Below are 16502 nucleotides of genomic sequence, written 5' to 3' on the forward strand. Positions count from 1 at the left end.
ATGAGTAAAGATCTACTGCGTAGCCGCATTGAACCGCTTATTAAAGACAATCTGCGCGAGATTCCAGATTTTCCGGATCCGGGTGTCCTTTTCCGCGACATTACGCCATTGCTTGCGAATGGTGATGCTTTCAAGGCCCTTATCGATGCGCTTGCAGACCACTACCGTGGGCGCGTGGACGCGATTGCTGGCTTGGAATCGCGGGGCTTCATCCTGGCTGCTCCGCTTGCAACTGCGCTTGGCGTGGGCATGATTACGGTGCGCAAGGCGGGGAAACTTCCCGGTCCTGTGATTGGCGTGAACTACACTCTCGAGTATGGCGAGGCTCGTATGGAGCTCCGTCCTGATTCCGTCAAGGAAGGCAGCCGCGTCCTCATCATTGATGACGTGCTGGCAACGGGTGGAACCTCCGCAGCAGCAGTTGAACTGATCAAGCAATGCGGAGCCGAGGTCGTTGAAGTGAACGTTCTGCTCGAGCTTTCAGAGCTTGGGGGGCGCGCTAAGCTGGAGGGGATTCCCGTTGAGGCTGGAGTGATTTTCTAACTCTTCGCTGACACAAGCGAATACTGTATGCCCGTCCCACTTGGGGCGGGCATACAGTTATTTCAAATATCATTTTGTGTTTGAGATAACATGAGGGAATGACGTCGAATACTGGTAACACAGACAGTGCTAATCCGGTAAGTGGTTCGCGCGTGCGCTCGAGCCTGCTGTGGTTCGGATCGCGCAGACGCTCCACAGCGCCCGAGATTGAGCCCCTTATCCGTGCTGTAAAGGCCTACCATCCGAAGGCTGAAACCGACGTCATTGAACGCGCCTACGTGACTGCAAAGAAGTATCACGAGGGGCAGATGCGTAAGTCTGGCGAGCCGTATATTACGCACCCGGTAGCCGTCGCAACTATCCTCGCAGAGATCGGCATGACCCCTCCAACTCTCGTGGCTGCTTTGCTCCACGACACGGTTGAGGACACCGAGTACACACTTGAACAGCTCAGCGCTGATTTTGGCCAGGACATAGCACTCCTCGTTGATGGTGTGACAAAGCTAGACAAAGTGAAGTACGGGGCGGCGGCGCAGTCTGAGACTCTTCGCAAAATGATCGTGGCTATGTCTAAAGACATCCGTACTCTCCTGATCAAGCTGGGGGACCGTCTCCATAACGCCCGCACGTGGCAGTACGTACCGCGCGAATCAGCGCAGAGGAAGGCGCGCGAGACGCTTGAGATTTATTCTCCGCTTGCACACCGGCTGGGTATGAACACCATCAAGTGGGAACTTGAGGAGCTTTCCTTTAGAACGCTGTACCCGGAGATTTATCAAGAGATTGATCGGTTGGTCACTGAGCGGGCGCCCGAGCGTGACAAATTCTTGCGTGAAGTTGTTCTAACCATCGAGGATGATCTTCGTGAAAACGGCGTGCGCGGCACGGTTTCGGGGCGACCGAAGAATCACTATTCGATCTATCAAAAAATGATTGTGCGCGGTAAGGCGTTTGACGACATTTACGACCTCGTTGGCGTACGAGTGCTCGTTGAGTCGGTGCGCGACTGTTACGCGGTTATCGGCGCTATTCACGCACGCTGGCAGCCAATGCCAGGACGTTTCAAAGACTACATTGCAACGCCGAAGTTCAATCTTTACCAGTCGCTCCACACCACGGTGATGGGGCCGGGCGGGCGGCCAGTTGAGATCCAGGTGCGTACCTATGAGATGCATGATCGCGCCGAGTACGGTGTGGCTGCGCACTGGCGGTACAAGCAGGATCCTAACGCGTCCCAGACCTCGAGCGCTGACTCGGACCGGATGAAGCCGGAAGAGCAGATGAACTGGTTGCGAGGTCTTATTCAAATGGAGCGCGAAACTGGTGATCCGGAAGAGTTCCTGGATTCGCTCCGCTACGAAATCGCTGGTGACGAGGTGTATGTGTTCACTCCGAAGGGCGAGGTGCAGGTTCTACCTGCGGGCGCAACTCCCGTGGACTTCGCCTACGCCGTGCACACCGAGGTGGGACACACAACTGTAGGCGCACGCGTGAACGGCAAGCTTTCTAGCCTCGAATCGAAACTGGAGAGCGGCGATATCGTTGAGGTGTTCACCTCCAAAGCTCCGAACGCAGGCCCGAGCAGGGATTGGCTGAACTTCGTGGCGTCCTCGCGGGCGCGTTCAAAGATCAAAGCGTGGTTCTCCAAGGAGCGCAGAGAAGAGGCCATCGAGGCCGGCAAGGAAAAACTTGCTCGCACAATGCGCAAGCAGCACCTGCCGCTACAACGCCTCATGAATCACGACACCATCGTGGGAATCGCTGCATCCATGGGCTACCCCGACATCGGTTCGCTCTATGCCGCGATTGGGGAGGGTGGTATTTCCGCCCAGAGCGTGATGCAAAAGATCATGCAATCCCTCGGTGGGGATTTCGGAACCGAAGAAACTCTCTCCGAGGGAGTCACGCCGGGCACGCATCAAAACAGATGGGATCCCACCACAGCCGGCTCAGACGTCCTCGTTGAAGGCATGGGCGGCGGTGACGTGTGGGTCAAGATCGCGAAGTGTTGCACGCCGGTGCCGGGCGACCCAATCATTGGGTTCATTACCCGCGGGCAGGGGGTTTCCGTACACTCACCGGATTGTTCTAACGCTGTAGCGCTGCAACGCAACCATCCGGAGCGTTTCGTGAACGTCGAGTGGAGCACAAACGCATCCTCGAACTATCTGGTTAAAATTCAGATTAAGGCGTTGGATCGAGCTCGCCTGCTGGGGGATCTAACCCAGGTGCTCTCGGACTATCAGGTGAACATCCTCTCGGGCAACATGTCCACTTCGCCGGATCGAGTAGCAACAGTGCGCTTCACTGTTGAAATGGCTGAGCCTTCGCACATTAACGCAACGTTGAACGGTTTGCGCAGAGTGGACGGCGTTTTTGAGGCTACGCGCGTTCATGGCGGACATTCTACGAAGGCGAAGAACAAGAAGAAGCAGAAGCAGCCCCGCCCGTAGCCGGGTAACGAGGTAGACATTAAAAGGAAGGGAGAGCGGTTGCTCTCCCTTCCAAAAGTGTGGTTAGGCGGGCTAGTCCACAGAACCTTGGATCTGCTCTTGCCAAGCGCGCTTAGTTGCAAGCGCATCCCGGATCGAAGCAGCCTTTTTCTCGTTGCCATCAGCTTCAGCCTTCGCGAGGTCACCCTCGAGCTCGGCAATCGAGTCAGCAAGCTGACCGAGCATGCCTTCTGCGCGAGCCTTAGTTTCTGGATCGGTGCGACGCCACTGCTCTTCCTCTGCGTCTCGAACTGCCTTTTCAACGGCGCGCATGCGGTTTTCAACGCGGTTCATGTCCGCGCGCGGAACGTGACCGGCCTCCTCCCAACGATCCTGGATGCCGCGTAGCTTCTCGATAGTGGCTTCAAGATCGTCAACGGGAAGGAGTGCCTCAGCTTCTTCGAGGAGTGCTTCCTTTACCTTTAGGTTCTCGCGGTAAGCCGAATCTACGGCCTCGGAGTTGGCGCGGCGAGCATCGAAGAATACCTGCTGTGCTTCGCGGAAACGCTTCCACAGTGCGTCATCTTCCTTGCGGGAGGCGCGGCCCGCCTGCTTCCAACGATCCATCAAATCGCGGTAAGCCGCGGAAGTACGGCCCCATTCGGTGGAGTTCTGTAGAGCGGTGGCCTCCTCAATTAGGGCCTCCTTGACGCGCTTAACTTCGGCCTGACGCGCGTCCAGTGCCGAGAAGAACTGGCGGCGATGACGATCAAAACGCGTGCGGGCAGAAGAGAACCGCTTCCACAGGGCGTCCTCATCTGCGCGGTCAAGGCGCGGTCCTTTACGCTGCAGAGCCTTCCACTCGTCCAAGAGATCGCGCAGACGCTGCCCGGAATTCTTCCATTGGGTTCGTTCCGGATCCTGCGCGGCAATAGACTCGGCTTCTACAACAACGGCCTCGCGATCGGTCAGCGCCTGTGCCTTAGCAGCGGCCCGCTCGGCTAGGGCTTCTTCCTTACGTTCCTTCGCAGCCTCGTGAAGTTTCGCAACGCGCTCACGCAATGCGTCCAGATTACCTACGGCAGCGGGTTCCTTGATTTCCTCGTCCAGTGACTTCAGCGTCTGCTCAATCTCCCTCGCCGCGAGGGTAGGAAGACGCATCTCGAATAGGTTTACCTTCGCTTCAAGGTCTTCGAATCGGCGGGTGTACAAAGCGAGGGGCTCGTCCGGAATCCCATCTGGGTACGAACCAACTTGGCGTTCGCCTCCATTTTCCTTGACCCAGACGTTGCCTTCATCATCCACCCGGCCAAAAGCGGTGGGGTCTTCGCTTGAAGAAGCAGGCACAACCACCATGGGAACTTTGGTTTCTTCGGTTGTTGAAATCTCTGGATCGCCAGCCTTAGCGTTAATAGGTTCTTTTTGATCGCTCACGATATTCCTAACGAGGACGGGGTTGGCATTCGCCTGACCGTTCGACAATGTGCACAGCGGATGGTTCCGCAATGCTCATACTACGTCGATCTAGTGTCATTTCACACTTTTGCCCAACATTTATCTGCGTGGTGAGCCAAGGTGGTTGCGGTGAGGCTACGCGGTTTCCGCTAAAGTTAGAGTTATGAGGATTGAACGGATCGAATCTGTAGCTCTGGGGGAGAACTGCTACGTAGTGGTGCCAGATGGAGCCACTAACGCGCTGGTGGTGGATCCCGGGGTAGGAACAAGCGAACCCGTGAAAACATTTTTAGAAAGCGCAGGCTTATCTGCCGGTGCTGTTTTGCTAACGCACGGGCATTTCGACCACGTTTGGGAATGCGCGCAGTTTGACACCCCCGTATACGTGCCGGGCCCGGACATGTACCGAATGGAAGATCCGCTGTCGCACTCGATTGGTTTCGGGGATTTCGGAACGTGGAACAAGCCCGCACACTTGCATGAGGTTCCAAGCCAGGTGTTCCAGCCGATCGATGGCCTTAATATGCTGATGTTGCCCGCGCCCGGACACACGGAAGGCTCGGCCCTTTTCCTAATGGAGATTTCTGCCGGCGAGACCTTTGAGACCAATGCTGCTCTACCATCTATCCGCACTGGGTTGGGGCCGTTGCAGATGTCGCAACCGGTTGCGTTTGTAGGCGACGTGATTTTCGCCGGATCGGTTGGACGTACCGACTTGCCTGGCGGCGATGAGACACAAATGCGTCACTCGCTACGCACCCTGGCTAATGCTTTGGATCCTGATACGTGGATGCTGCCCGGCCACGGCCGGGCAACGAACTGGCGCAATGAACAGGCCACAAACCCTTACGTTAAACGAGCAAAAGAACTCGGCTAATAATCAGTTACTACTAGGAAGAAAATAATGCCAGCACGTACCTCACTGTCCGGTTTCCCCGAATGGCTTCCCGCGGAGCGGATTGTGGAACAGCACATCCTTGACCAGTTGCGTGAGACGTTTGAGCTCCACGGTTTTGCCTCCATTGAAACTCGCGCTGTTGAGACCTTGGATGATCTGCTTCGCAAGGGGGAAACCTCTAAGGAGGTCTACCTGCTAGAACGTTTGCAAGACAAGTTGCAAGAGCGTTCTGATTCCAAGAAAGACCGTACACTCGGCCTGCATTTCGACCTCACGGTGCCGTTTGCGCGTTACGTCCTGGACAACGCTGGTGAACTTCAGTTCCCGTTCCGCCGCTACCAGATCCAGAAGGTGTGGCGCGGTGAACGCCCGCAAGATGGCCGTTTCCGCGAGTTCACACAGGCTGATATCGATATCGTGGGTAACGGCATGCTCGCGTTCCACCACGAAGTTGAGATACCTCTGGTGATTTTAGAGGCGTTTTCTAAGCTTCCAATCCCTCCCGTAACAGTTTTGGTAAATAACCGAAAGATCGTGCAGGGTTTTTGCGAGGGAATCGGTGTGGAGAATGTGGAACAGGCGCTGCGTTCTATCGATAAACTCGACAAGATCGGGCCTGAGGGAGTGCGCGCGGAAATGGAAGAGTTTGACTTCCAATCCGAGCAGATTGATCAGCTTTTGAAGCTTGCCCAAATCTCTGGCGATGATCAAAAGGTGCTGGATGAGGTGCGCGGGCTTGGCGTGTCCAATGAGATTCTGGATGAAGGTTTAGAGGAACTTGGCGCGCTGTTGGCCGCCGGAGAGAAGCGGGCGCCGCACCGTTTGCGCGCTGAGCTTAAGATCACGCGCGGCTTGGACTATTACACGGGCACGGTTTACGAAACTGAACTCGAGGGGCACAAGGATCTTGGTTCTATCTGCTCCGGTGGCCGCTACGATTCGCTCGCATCGGATGGCAAGCGTTCCTATCCGGGCGTCGGCATCTCTATCGGCGTATCTCGCCTTGTTTCGCGTATCTTGGCCGAGGGGCTTGCAACTGCCTCGCGCTCGGTTCCAACCGCTGTCTTCGTTGCCGTCATGAATGAAGAGTCGCGGGAGGCCTCCGAAGATGTTGCTGTAGCGCTACGCGCACGCGGGATCGCAACTGAGGTTTCGCCGAACTCACAGAAGTTTGGAAAGCAGATCCGTTACGCGGACAGGCGCGGCATTCCGTTCGTATGGTTCATTGGCGAAGATGGTGCGCACGAGGTAAAGGACATTCGCTCGGGCGAGCAGCAAAGTGCTGATCCGCAGACGTGGACGCCACCGGCTGAGGATTTGAAGCCCGCAGTCATACTGGGGGAGTAGCAGGTGGAAGAATATGTTTCTCTAAGCGCGCTTGAGGGCGTGCTTACCGGCGTTGCGCTACCGCTGGATCTGCCCGAAGCTGCTAATGCGCGGGAGGTGGCGAACCGGTCTGCGCGGCGCCTGGGGGATCATATCTTGCCGCGGTTGCAAAGCCTGGATGCGCCGTTGGTATGCGTGGTGGGCGGCTCTACTGGAGCGGGTAAGTCAACGATTGTAAACTCGCTAGTGGGCCAGCACGTGTCTGCCTCGTCCGCTAAGCGCCCAACTACCAGAAGCCCGCTTTTGCTCCATCGCCCCGAAGATGCGCACTGGTTTGAAGACGAGAGGATACTTCCCACTCTGCCGCGCCGCCGCGTCGCAGTGGATGCGCCGCCCTCCGCGCCCAGTGCGGACGCGGTGAACGAGCTGGAGCTTCGCGCAAATGAACAGGTTCCGGGCGGCCTCGCAATTATTGATGCGCCCGACCTGGATTCGATTGTTGCTGATAATCGGGCGCTTGCACGCCAGTTGCTGGACGCTGCTGACCTATGGGTTTTTGTAACTACAGCAGCCCGGTACGCAGATGCGGTGCCGTGGCGAATGCTCCAGGATGCGGCGGCGAGAAGCATCGCGATAGCAGTGGTTTTGAATCGAGTGCCGCATGGAGCTGTGGAAGAGGTCCGCGCAGATCTTTCGAACATGTTGGCAAAGGCGGGGCTGGCAAGTGCGCCCCTGATTGCAATCGAGGAATCTACCCTCACAGATGGAATGATTTCGCAGGAGAATCTGCGTCCTCTTTCGAACTGGCTGACCTCACTAACCGATACGGCAGCAGCTCGCGCGGAGACCGCGAGGAGGACGCTTCGCGGATCTGTTGCAGAACTACTTGACGGTCTCTCACTGGTTGAATCGGCTCTGGTGGAGCAAGCGGTGGTGGCGACGGATGGTCTTGCGGTGCTCGATGCCCGGGTTGATGGCGCGGTGCGCAGGGTAGCCACCCAAACCGCAGACGGAACGCTGCTCCGCGGCGAGGTGCTTGCCAGGTGGCAAGAGGTGGTGGGCACTGCCGAGCTTTCGCGCCGGATCGATGAAGGCGTGTCTTGGCTTAAAGCTCGCGTAACTGGCTTTTTGACGGGTAAACCCGTGAGCGCACAGCCGGTTGAAGCCGCGCTCGGTGACGGATTACGCGCGTTGCTGGCGGATGAGATTGCTCGTACTCACGACGAGGTTAGGCGAACTTGGGCGCAAAGCAGGGCAATGCGAGATGTTGAGGCCGGGGTAGAGCCCCTACCTACCGCGCGTTTTGATGATATGGCCAAGGAATTGTCCCGCGAGTGGCAGCGTAGTCTGCTGCAAATGGTGGCAGATCAGGCGGGATCTAAGAAGCTCTCGGCCAGATTCTTGGCGATTGGCGTGAACATCCTCGGTGTTGCACTGATGATCGTCATATTCGCTTCTACAGGCGGTTTGACGGGCGCAGAGGTGGGAGTTGCGGGAGCGACTTCGGTTGTGGCGCAGCGCCTGCTTGAATCTGTGTTTGGAGATCAGGCAGTCTCGTCGATGACGAAGCAGGCCCACACTGATTTGCAGGAGCGGTTCCGTGCAGTGGTAAGTGAATCGCTCGAACCGTTTATGCGAAGCATGCCGAAGGTATCGGACCCTGAAGAACTTAGTGGAGCGATTCAGCGTGCACGGCAGACGTGGGAACGAGGCGACCATGCGAATCTTTAACCGCGTTGATGACGCGCCAATTGACGCGCGCGTTCGCGACCTCGCCACGGTGCTGGACCTACTCGGCGATGACCTACCGCCCGACAAACGCGGCGATTATGCGCGAGTGGCCGATATTGCAGCGGATCGTCTTGCCCTCGACCCCGACATGACCGTTGTGGCACTAATCGGAGCTACGGGATCGGGTAAGTCTAGCCTGTTCAACGCGCTACTTGAGGTGGATTTGGCGCCTGTTGGTGTGCGCCGACCTACCACGACCTCGATAATGGCAGCCAGCGCGCCGGGAACACAGTCGAATGCGATCTTGGATTGGCTTCAGATTAAGAATCGCGTGTTCATTCCGGCGGGGCTTGGGCTATCTCGTGATGTAACGATTGTGGACATGCCGGACGTTGACTCGGTGAACGCCCAGAATCGTGAGGCCGCACAGCGTCTTGCCCAGCGCGCAGACATCCTTGTTTGGGTGGTCGACCCGCAAAAGTATGCTGATGATGTTTTGCATTCACAGTTTATTAAGCCGTATGCGAAGCATTCGCGCGTCACCATTGTGGCGCTCACGCAGGTCGATCTGCTTTCGCCAGGTGACCAGATGGTGATTGTGGATGATTTGCGAGGTCTGCTTGCCGCTGATGGCCTCCAAAATGCTCGCATCGTGCCTACTTCTGCAAAGACGGGGGAGGGCATTGCCGAGCTCCGCATGCACATTAACGACACCGCGCAGGTACAGCGCATTGAGTCAGCTCGGTTGAAGGCTGACGTGAGTGACGTGGCCAGTCGCATCCGCTCTGACTTGGAGCAGAGCAGTAGCGTGCTTCCTGCTGTGAAGGAACGCGATGTAGTTAGGGATCTAACCGAGGTTAGTGCTCGAGCCGCCGGAGCGCCGCAGGTTGCTGACGCGGTGCGCCGGGCCTACATTCATCGCGCGAAGAAGCATGTCGGTTGGCTTCCTACCCGCTACTGGCGTAGCTTGCGCCCTGATCCGCTGAAGCGCTGGCATTTAGGCGAAGGCAAGGGAGAACTGCACTCTATGCAGGTAAGTGAGGTATCGAGCTCTTCGCTGCAGGTGAGTTTGAGGTCTCTTACCGAACGCGTTGCGCAAGGCCGCCCGCGCGTGTGGGCTAACGACCTGCGGGAGGTTGCAAGCGAAGCTGGCAGCGGCATAAGCGATGATTTGAATGAGGCTGTGGCTAGCACGGACCTCGCTATTCGCGATGAGACGTCGGGGTGGTGGCGTTTTTCCAATGCCCTGCAGTGGGTCGGATGGCTGATTGCACTTATTGGAGCTTTATGGCTTGCAGCCGTGTGGGCTTCGCGAGAGTTCCTGCTGATCAATTGGGATCTTCCGCGTTTGTACGAGGTGCCCTATCCCACCTGGATGCTTCTAGGAGGCTTGGCCTGGACGCTACTGGTCGTTCTGATCTCACACTTTGCAACGCGGATGATTGCAAGAAGACTTGGGAGGCGGGCTGCTCAGTCTCTGCGTACCAGTATTGAGACAACGGTGCGGGCAAAGCTCTGGGCTCCGCTGCGCGCCGAGGATCAGAGGCAGCGACAGATCACGGATCTGCTTTCGCGCTTATAGCACGACCGGTTCACATGAGTTGTCACAAAGCGTTCGTGGTGAAGACGAGGGCAGTCCTATCTCACACAGATAGCAAGAAATTCCCGCGCGGGCTTTGCCGCGAAGCCATTTTGCGTGCGCAAGCGCCTACCCGCCGTGTACGTGACGTCAAAATAGTGAAAACGCCAATTCGGTGACAGGATGTCTTCGAAAAAGTTGTCGTCACCCACGGTGCGATTACTCATGGCTACCGCGCAGTTTTTGTCATTAACGAGCAATTCCATCCATTCACACAGTTGCTTTTGATGCTCGTCATCAAAATCTGTGCCGTAGGAAGTGAAACTTCCGCGATAGGGCGGATCGCAGTACACAAAACTGCCGTCTGGAACCGGGACCTGCTTGTAATCAGTGCTGTTAATCTCTGTGCGTTGCAAGGCATTTGCCCAAGCTAGCAGAAGAGGTGCTTGAAAGACCTGTTCTTTGATCTTGTGATTCAGCAGGCCCGCAGGGGTGGCAAAAAGCCCTCCGCCCTCTCTATTTGTCTGCCAGATTCCATTGAATCCTGTGCGCATTAGAAAATAGAGCAGTGCAAAATCCTGGGTTTCCCAGTACTCGCGACGCTTTTCATAGTAGAAGGATTTGCGTCGTTCTTTGCCTTCAATCGCAAGGTATTCGTCTGTCAAAGCGTCAACGGCTTCGATGAAGCGAGCCGCATCGGTTTTGAGTGTCCGGAGGATACCTGCGAGTTCACTATTCACATCGTTAATAATGAAACCTAGTTCAGGGTTTGCCTCAGCGTATTCGTTGAAGAGGTTGCAAAATACTGCGCCGCCTCCAAAAAATGGCTCTACGTAACTACTGTATTGCGAGAGGCTTGGGAACTTGTCCTCGTAGTGCTTGAGCAATCTGCTCTTGCCTCCGGCCCACATGTAAAACGGTTTCAACTGCTCCATGTAGCTAAATCTTCACTACCACCAAGATGACTCTCGTTAATTCTTAACGCTTGTTTGTCTCTAAGTCTTGCAAAATCCCAACCATAGCGTGCGAAGTCGGGGATTCACAGCATATATTGTGCACAAGGCCAAGAGGTTTAATGGAAGCGTTTCCGCTTGAAACCGCTGCGTCCGCGCGAGTGCGAGGCGAAGTCTCGGCTTCGTTTACCTAGCCGGCGCTTCTTATCACGAAAGGTGTTGCCGTCGCGGCGATTTTCAAACGGTTCTTCCTCGCCGGCGCGCCTATTGCGGTGGCGAGATTCACGCCTGTCTGCGCTCTCATGGTTTCGCCTGGATGGGCCGCGATCCTTCTTAATGCGAAGCTGCCTGCCGGAAATGGTCGCACGCCCGATTTTGCGTTCCGCGTCATCGGTCAACGGCAGAGCCATATCAACGAGGGAGAAGGTGGGGAAGATGTCGATGCGTCCCAGATCCTTGCCCTCAACGCCACCCTCGTTCGTGATCGCACCAACGATCGCTCCTGGCTTCACATTGTCCTTGTGGCCAACCTCCACCCGGTAACGGTGCCTGAACCCGGATTCGGGTATGCGGCCAGCTCCACGATTCTTAGCTTTCTTAGGCTTGTCACGCCCCTCTTCGAACGATGCGACAACGAAATTGCCATCCTCATCCAGCACTTCTTCGCGTCGAATCCGGCCACTGCCACGACGTTCAGAATCCTCCACGCGCCCCTGGTCGCCAATAGCTTGCGCAAGAAGCGCCGCGGCAAGGTCATCCAGGTCAAGCTCACCGGTATCAGTGATTTCATTTATGAGGTCGTAGTACAGCTCCAGGCGCCCGGCCTCAAGTCGGCCAGGAAGCTTGTCGAGAAGGCGGCGCGCACGCACGGCAGAGACTTCGCGCGGGGTGGGGATCGCAACCTCCGTCATGGGGGTGCCGGTAAGCTTCTCAATCTTGCGTAGGCGTCCGCGCTCGCGCGGGGTGAAGAAGGTGAGTGAACGGCCAGAACGTCCTGCACGGCCGGTCCGGCCAACACGGTGAACGTAGGCTTCGGCTTCACGCGGCACGTCAAAGTTCACCACGAGGCCAATGCGGTCAACGTCCAGGCCACGCGCTGCGACGTCGGTGGCAATCAACACGTCTAGCGAGCCGTCGCGCAAACGACGCATGATTCGTTCACGCTCATTTTGGGAAACATCACCGGAAATACCCGCCGTTTTGAAGCCGCGCCGGGTCATGTCAGCCGATACCTCGTCCACATCGGAACGGGTGCGAACGAACACTATCGCAGCGTCTTCATCGCGGGTAGCCAGGACGCGGCCGAGCGCACCGAGTTTATGTTTGAACGGCACCACGGCATACGTTTGCTCTAGATTGTCAGCTGTAGAGGCTTGCGGGGCTACCTCTACGCGCACAGGGTCGGTGAGGTAAGCATCCGCGACTTTTTGGATGGCGGGCGGCATAGTTGCAGAGAACAAAGCGTTTACTCGCTCCTGCGATTCAGGCATGGAGGCCGCGATGGTTTCCACATCTTCGGCAAAGCCCATACGCAGCATCTCGTCGGCCTCATCAAGTACGAGCACGCGCACGTTTCCGAGCTTCAAATAGTCTTTGTTGATCAGGTCGATAATGCGGCCAGGTGTGCCCACAACGATCTGTGCGCCTGCCTTCAATGCCCGGATCTGCGGGGAATAGGACGAGCCGCCGTACACGGTGACGACAGAGACCGGCAGGTGCTTCGCAAAGGATTCGAGGGCGGTCGCGCTTTGCATTGCGAGTTCACGCGTGGGGGCAAGCACCACGGCTTGAACGTGTTTTTGTTCAGCATCAATTAGGCTCAGCAGGGGAAGACCAAACGCAGCGGTTTTGCCGGTTCCCGTTTGGGCGATGCCCACAATATCGCGGCCCTGCAGAAGAGGCGGGATCGAGCCAGCTTGGATAGGAGTCGGCGTTTCAAAGCCCATCTCACTAATCGCGTCCAAAATTGGCGCGGAAAGGGAAAGGTCAGAAAATTTGGGGGATTCCATGGCATCCGTTCACTAGAAAAAGAAATGCCGCATCCCCCGTCACACATACTCTTGCACCATCATTGGAGGCTAGCGGCTACTAAAACTCTACCGAATTTGTCTTCCGGGTCGATAAATCCGGGCGGTGAGGTTCCTTACAGCCACTGTTCACCTGGGTGCTCTAGATGCTGGCTACGCGCTTAACTCCAATGATGCGCGTGGAGGCAAAGATAGCGAGGCAGGCGAAACTGATCGACACGAACGAGGTGGGGAGGTACGGAGATACGCCGCCACCCAGGTGCGCCCATCCTGATAGAGCCACCGATGACAATCCCATGGCGAGGGCGGGCCCAAGTGCGTCAGCCAGCTGCAAAGAAGCAGAGACGTCGCCGTGGCGGGCTTTTGCAGCGATTCCAAGTGCGAGGTCAGAGGAAGTCGAGTGGGCTAAACCTTGGCCCAACCCCATGATGGCAAACCCCGCAATAGAGACGGCTGGGGAAACGGACTGCATGGGCATGGTTATAACTAGTAGCGCGCCCAGCAGAATGAGGATTGATCCAAGTCCAGGAATCTTAGTGCGGCTCTCCCATAACGCCACGCGTGCTTGCGCCCACGATCCGATGGTCCAAGCAACAGAACCAATCGCGATTGCCCAGCCCGTGGATGCAGGACTCCAACCGTGTACGCGGTCAAGAACGAGGGGCAGGAAGAACTCTGCACCAATGAGGGCGGCCATGATTGCCATGCGCAGGCCCACGATGGAAGGAACACCTGGGGCGGCTCTGAAGGTGCCTTTAGGGAGTAGGCGAGGCATGCCGACTGCAAGCAGTGCGGCTCCGATAATGACGCCTATCCACATGGATAGTTCGCTGAGGCCGCCGGCAACCTGCAGGGCAATGATACCGGCGCTCGTAAGCAGGGCGGCCACGAATGCCGGCGGTGGGGTAGCCTCGCCCAACTCTTTGGCCGGCATACGACGCAGAATTGGAATGAGAGGAAGTAAGGCGGCTAACGCGATGGGGATGATAAGCAAAAACACGAGCCTCCAGCTCCAGTGCTGAACGATATAGCCGGCAATGGAGGGGCCAATCATTGAGGGCAATACCCAGGCGAAGGAGAAGACTGCAAAGAAGAATGGGCGGCGCTCGTTGGACACCACGTCACCGACCATGACGTACAGCGGCACCATGATCATGCCTGAGCCAAGGCCTTGAATCGCGCGTCCAACAATGAAGACCGCGAGGTTTGGCGCCACCCCCGCGGCAAGTGCGCCAAGCGAGAACATAGTCATGCCGAATACCAGGGGCCTTCTAACTCCCATCTTGTCGGCCCACCAACCAGCGATGGTGGTAGAGAGAATCTGACCGGCCAAAACCATTCCCGCGGCAAGCGAATACCAGCGGTCTCCACCCAGATCTGCAACAACTGTAGGCAACGCATTAGTGGTTGCAAGCGCTTCAAAAGCCAAGCAAGTAATAAGTACCACCGAGCCGATTAGAAGGAGTTTTTCAATCGGAGTAGAGGTGTTGTTGCTTTGCGCTTGCTTCATACAGTCCAAGGTAGAGATCAGCCAAAAAAATAGCAAAACCTCCGCGCTTTGTCGTTTAGCCCCGACCTTGCGCTTCCATTTGCAAGTCTGTTGACAACGCCAATGCGAGGCGAACATTTTTTAGGAGTGGGGCGAAGGGTTTAGGATTGTGTCGCGCCCGCCCGTCTCGCGGTGCCGCTAAATCTGAAAGGAACGCCGAATGCTGCGTACACACAATATTGGGTCTTTGAACGCGTCACTGGCTGGCCAAGTTGTTACCTTGGCAGGTTGGGTTGACCGCCGCCGCGACCACGGTGGGGTTGTATTTATTGATTTGCGAGATGCGTCCGGAGTGGCGCAGGTAGTCGTGCGTGATGAGGTAGTTGCGCACCAGCTTCGCTCCGAATTTGTCCTGCAGGTTACAGGTGAGGTGTCGCTACGTCCCGAGGGCAACGAGAACTTGAACATCCCGACCGGTGAGATCGAGGTGCTCGGTGACGACGTCAAGATCTTGAACACTGCGGCCGCACTGCCGTTCCAGGTGTCAGACCATGCGGATGACTCGGGCAAGGTAGGAGAAGAAACACGTCTGCGTTACCGCTACCTAGACCTGCGTCGCTCCAAGCTGCAGCATGCGATTCGTTTGCGTTCCGAAGTGTCTAAAGCGGCACGCTCCGTCCTCGACAATCATGATTTTGTTGAGATCGAAACTCCAACGCTGACGCGTTCAACGCCAGAGGGTGCGCGTGACTTCCTCGTTCCTGCCCGCCTCGCGCCCGGTTCTTGGTACGCACTCCCGCAGTCCCCGCAGCTGTTCAAGCAGCTACTCATGGTTGGCGGCATGGAGCGCTACTACCAGATCGCGCGCTGCTACCGCGACGAGGATTTCCGTGCGGACCGTCAGCCGGAGTTCACCCAGCTCGATATTGAGATGTCATTTGTGGACCAGGAAGACGTAATCGCAGTTGCCGAGGACGTCCTCAAAGCCGTGTGGAAGACCATCGATTACGACCTTGAAACGCCAATTGCACGCATGACGTTCAAGGATGCGATGGAGAAGTACGGTACGGACAAGCCGGACCTGCGTTTCGGACTAGAGATCGTTGACCTGACGGAGTACTTCAAGGACACTCCCTTCCGCGTGTTCCAAAACGAATACGTCGGCGCGGTCGTAATGCCCGGCGGGGGTTCACAGGCGCGCCGCACGTTCGACAAATGGCAAGAATGGGCGCGTTCACGCGGTGCGCGCGGCCTAGCATACGTGACGATCAGCAACGAGGGTGAGCTTGGCGGCCCCGTTGCGAAGAATATTTCCGAGGCGGAGCGGGCTGGCCTTATGGAGGCTACCGGTGCAAAGCCGGGGGACTGTATCTTCTTTGGTGCGGGCAAACCGGCGGAGGCCCGGGCCCTGCTTGGCGCCACCCGTCTTGAGGTGGGTAAACGCGCCGGCCTCATCGACGAAGATGCTTGGTCTTTCGTGTGGGTTGTTGATGCCCCACTGTTCAAGGAAGCCGGGCTGGATGATGACGTGGATCTCGGCTCTTCGAAGTGGACTGCGGTTCACCACGCGTTCACGTCTCCAAACCCTGACTGGATCGATAACTTCGAGGAGGATCCGGGTAATGCCCTCGCCTACGCTTACGACATTGTCTGCAACGGCAATGAGATCGGCGGCGGCTCCATTCGTATTCACCGCCGCGACGTGCAAGAGCGCGTATTCAAGGTGATGGGTATTGGCGCGGAAGAGGCCCAGGAGAAGTTCGGATTCCTGCTCGACGCATTCAAGTTTGGCGCTCCGCCGCACGGTGGCATCGCATTTGGCTGGGACCGTATCGTCTCACTCCTTACCAAGTCAGAATCGATCCGCGACGTGATTGCGTTCCCGAAGTCAGGCGGCGGCTACGATCCGTTGACCCAGGCTCCGGCGCCGATTCCAGACGAGCAACGCGCAGAGACAGGCGTGGACTGGAAGCCAGAGGACGAAGAGGACTAGCCGCAAGCGCTGCTGCGTGCCGGCTGACTTAAAATGCTCCCCACTGGGTGGACGGGAAACCGTTCGGAGTGGGGAG

Annotated in this window: 11 protein-coding genes; 7 read left to right on the top strand and 4 right to left on the bottom strand. The window is 57.0% G+C overall.

The window, feature by feature from the left end:
- Positions 1-543, top strand: coding sequence for an adenine phosphoribosyltransferase (locus tag BQ7114_RS02215; protein ID WP_072341383.1), 543 nt, complete (start codon positions 1-3; stop codon positions 541-543).
- Positions 544-641: 98 nt separating this feature from the next.
- A complete protein-coding gene (locus tag BQ7114_RS02220) occupies positions 642-2996 on the top strand; it encodes a RelA/SpoT family protein (protein ID WP_072341386.1) in 2355 nt (784 codons plus the stop codon).
- 72 nt (positions 2997-3068) lie between these two features.
- Here the strand turns inward: BQ7114_RS02220 and BQ7114_RS02225 are convergent, their stop codons facing one another.
- Positions 3069-4409 carry a DUF349 domain-containing protein gene (locus tag BQ7114_RS02225; RefSeq protein ID WP_072341389.1) on the bottom strand — a complete coding sequence of 447 codons (1341 nt, stop codon included), beginning with the start codon at positions 4407-4409 and terminating at the stop codon, positions 3069-3071.
- A 184-nt stretch (positions 4410-4593) separates the two neighbouring features.
- On the opposite strand from BQ7114_RS02225, the gene BQ7114_RS02230 reads away from it, so the two are divergent.
- From BQ7114_RS02230 to BQ7114_RS02245, 4 genes are read left to right on the top strand one after another with little or no spacing between them, the layout of a single operon-like run.
- The gene (locus tag BQ7114_RS02230) at positions 4594-5307 is read left to right on the top strand and encodes an MBL fold metallo-hydrolase (RefSeq protein ID WP_072341391.1); all 714 of its coding nucleotides are present in this window, start codon (positions 4594-4596) and stop codon (positions 5305-5307) included.
- A gap of 27 nt (positions 5308-5334) precedes the next feature.
- Positions 5335-6675: a histidine--tRNA ligase gene (gene hisS / locus BQ7114_RS02235; protein ID WP_072341394.1), complete on the top strand. Its 1341-nt coding sequence runs from the start codon at positions 5335-5337 to the stop codon at positions 6673-6675.
- Positions 6676-6678: 3 nt separating this feature from the next.
- Positions 6679-8385, top strand: coding sequence for a GTPase domain-containing protein (locus BQ7114_RS02240; RefSeq protein WP_072341397.1), 1707 nt, complete (start codon positions 6679-6681; stop codon positions 8383-8385).
- Entirely contained in the window at positions 8372-9967 is a 1596-nt protein-coding gene (locus BQ7114_RS02245) for a GTPase family protein (protein WP_072341400.1), read from the top strand. The genes BQ7114_RS02240 and BQ7114_RS02245 overlap by 14 nt, the downstream gene beginning before the upstream one ends.
- A 56-nt stretch (positions 9968-10023) precedes the next feature.
- Here BQ7114_RS02245 and BQ7114_RS02250 read toward each other — a convergent pair whose 3' ends face one another.
- The 3 genes from BQ7114_RS02250 to BQ7114_RS02260 all read right to left on the bottom strand — a co-directional run bounded on the left by BQ7114_RS02250 (position 10024) and on the right by BQ7114_RS02260 (position 14454).
- Positions 10024-10899, bottom strand: a complete 876-nt coding sequence (locus BQ7114_RS02250; RefSeq protein WP_083431701.1) for a DNA adenine methylase — start codon at positions 10897-10899, stop codon at positions 10024-10026.
- 137 nt (positions 10900-11036) lie between these two features.
- Entirely contained in the window at positions 11037-12926 is a 1890-nt protein-coding gene (locus BQ7114_RS02255) for a DEAD/DEAH box helicase (RefSeq protein ID WP_072341402.1), read from the bottom strand.
- Between the two features lie 160 nt (positions 12927-13086).
- A complete protein-coding gene (locus tag BQ7114_RS02260) occupies positions 13087-14454 on the bottom strand; it encodes an MFS transporter (RefSeq protein ID WP_072341406.1) in 1368 nt (455 codons plus the stop codon).
- Between the two features lie 199 nt (positions 14455-14653).
- Between BQ7114_RS02260 and aspS the strand changes: the two genes are divergently transcribed.
- Positions 14654-16426: an aspartate--tRNA ligase gene (gene aspS / locus BQ7114_RS02265; protein ID WP_072341408.1), complete on the top strand. Its 1773-nt coding sequence runs from the start codon at positions 14654-14656 to the stop codon at positions 16424-16426.
- The last annotated feature ends 76 nt before the right edge of the window (positions 16427-16502 follow it).

This window comes from Actinomyces urinae (assembly GCF_900119695.1).
GTDB classification, from domain to species: domain Bacteria; phylum Actinomycetota; class Actinomycetes; order Actinomycetales; family Actinomycetaceae; genus Gleimia; species Gleimia urinae.